The sequence below is a fragment of the Roseicyclus sp. genome (assembly GCF_052168335.1).
In the GTDB taxonomy this organism is placed as follows: domain Bacteria; phylum Pseudomonadota; class Alphaproteobacteria; order Rhodobacterales; family Rhodobacteraceae; genus Roseibacterium.
On record NZ_JBQLZP010000087.1, the window covers coordinates 1 to 2,176 of the forward strand.

The window sequence follows — 2,176 nt, forward strand, 5'->3', positions numbered from 1 at the left end:
CGAGCCAGACGCCGCCCTCGGGGCGTGTTGTCAGGATCGTGACGGGGCGCGGGGTGCGGCCCGGGACCGCCGCGAAGCGGAAGCGGGAGAGGAGCGTGGCGAGGATCACCGTCGCCTCCTGCAGCGCGAAGCGCATGCCGATGCAGATGCGCGGGCCGTCGCCGAAGGGCAGATAGCGCCAGCGCTCGGGCCGTTCGGGGCCGAGCCAGCGATCCGGGCGGAAGGCGTCGGGCGCGTCCCAGAGCCTGCGGTGGCGGTGCAGCGCCCAGACCGGGATCATCACCGTGTCCCCGGGGTGGATGACGGCGGCGCTCAGCCGGTCGGGTTTCCGGGCCGTGCGGGAGAGGAAGGCCCCCGGCGGGTAGAGGCGCAGCGCCTCCTCGACGACGGCGCGGACGAGGGGGAGCGCGGCGACGTCCTCCGCCCCTGCCGGCCGGCCCCCGAGCGCGCCCCGGGCCTCGCACCGGGCGGCCTCCTGCACCGCCGGGTCGAAGGCGCAGAGGTAGAGTGCCCAGGAGAGCGTGAGGGCGGTCGTCTCGTGGCCCGCGACGATGAAGGTGAGGAGCGTCTCGCGGAGCGTGCCGGTCTCCATCCTCCGCCCCGTCTCCGGGTCCTCGGCAGCGAGGAGCCGGTCGAGGAGATCGCCCGCGCCGCCGGGCCCCGCCCCGCCCGATCCCGCCGCGCGCCGCCGCGCGATGGCGGCGTCGGCCTCGGCCTTGGTGGCCTCGAGCCGGCGGGCGGCGACGGCGCGGGCGGGGCGGGGGACGGACGCGGGCACGCCGATCACGTCGAGGATGCTCATCCGCGCCGCCTCGTCCACGTAGGCCTCGAGGGCGGACACGACGCGCGCCCGGTCGATGCCCTGCCCGTCGGAGAAGGTGACGTCGGCGATCACGTCGAAGGCGGCCGCCGTCATCTCGGCCACCATGTCGGCGGCGCGGCCCGGTTTCTCCGCGAGGCGGGCGCAGGCGGCCTCGGCCGCGCGGGTCATCACCGGCGTGAGCGCGTCCACGCTGCGGGCCGAGAAGGCGGGGGCGGCGGCGCGGCGCTGCCAGCGCCACTCCTCGCCTTCGGCGAGAAAGAGGCTGTCGCCGATGGCGGGCGCGAGGATGGCGCGGGTGGCGACGGATTTCGGGTAGTCCTCGACCGCCTCGAGCAGCACGCGGCGGATCGCGGGCGGGTCCATCAGCATGTGCCAGCGCTGCGGCCCGGTCCGCCCCGAAAGGACCGGCTGATGGAGCGCGCGGCGCGGGATGATCCCCAGCAGGTTCTGCCGGGCGGCGCGGTAGCTCTCCAGCAGCCCCATGGGCCGGTCGGGCAGGTCCGCACGGACGGGGAGCGGGGGCGTCCCGGCCGTCATCGCATCGTCGCGCAGGGTGTCGGGCATCTCCGTCCGCCTCCGTGACAGGGGGTCTGCCCCTGAAATAGGCAGCAATGTCACGCTGTCCAAATCGTGATCGCGCGGTCGGGTTTGCAAGCCTCCCCCGGCTGCGGTATCCCGGGGTCGAGCAGTATCGTCCGGGATCGAGGAGACGACCAAGATGCGCCCCGAAACGACGCGACCCTTCCCCGCCGTCCTCGTCCGTCTTCCGCGCCTCGCCGCGCTGGCGGCGCTCGGCTTTCTCGCCGCCTGTGCCGCGCCGGACCCGCTGGAGGAGGACCTGCCCGACATGGGATCCTTCCGGCTCGCCCACAACATCGTCGTGGCCGACAACATGCAGCAGGTGCCGCCGAGCCGGAACGCGACGCCCGAGGAGTGGGAGGAGATCCTCACCTCCGAGATCGACCGCCGCTTCGGCGCCTACGAGGGCGACCGTCTCTACCACATCGGGATCGCGGTGGACGGCTACGCGCTCGCGCCTCCGGGCATCCCGATCGTGCTGAGCCCGCGCTCGGTCCTGGTGCTCTCGGTGAACGTCTGGGACGACGAGCTGGGCCAGAAGCTCCACGAGGAGCCCGAGCAGATCATGGTCTTCGAGGGCGCGAGCGCCGAGACGATGATCGTGGGCTCGGGGATCGCGCGAAACCGCGAGGAACAGATGCAGATCCTCGCCCGGAACGCCGCGCGGCGGATCCAGCTCTGGATGCCGCAGAACCCCGAGTGGTTCAACATCGAGCCCGATGCGGCGCAGGTCGCCGCCGCCGGCGTCGAGGCGGCGGGGTCCGCGGCCGGGAC

2 protein-coding genes are annotated in these 2,176 nt (G+C 74.1%); one reads left to right on the forward strand and one right to left on the reverse strand.

Annotation, left to right across the window (positions count from 1 at the left end; translation table 11 throughout):
* The coding region (locus ACTS11_RS02810) for a cytochrome P450 (protein ID WP_442638827.1) at nucleotides 1–1,387 on the reverse strand (1,387 nt) is incomplete at its 3' end.
* A gap of 154 nt (nucleotides 1,388–1,541) precedes the next feature.
* Here ACTS11_RS02810 and ACTS11_RS02815 point away from each other — a divergent pair.
* The coding region (locus ACTS11_RS02815; protein WP_442638828.1) for a hypothetical protein at nucleotides 1,542–2,176 on the forward strand (635 nt) is incomplete at its 3' end.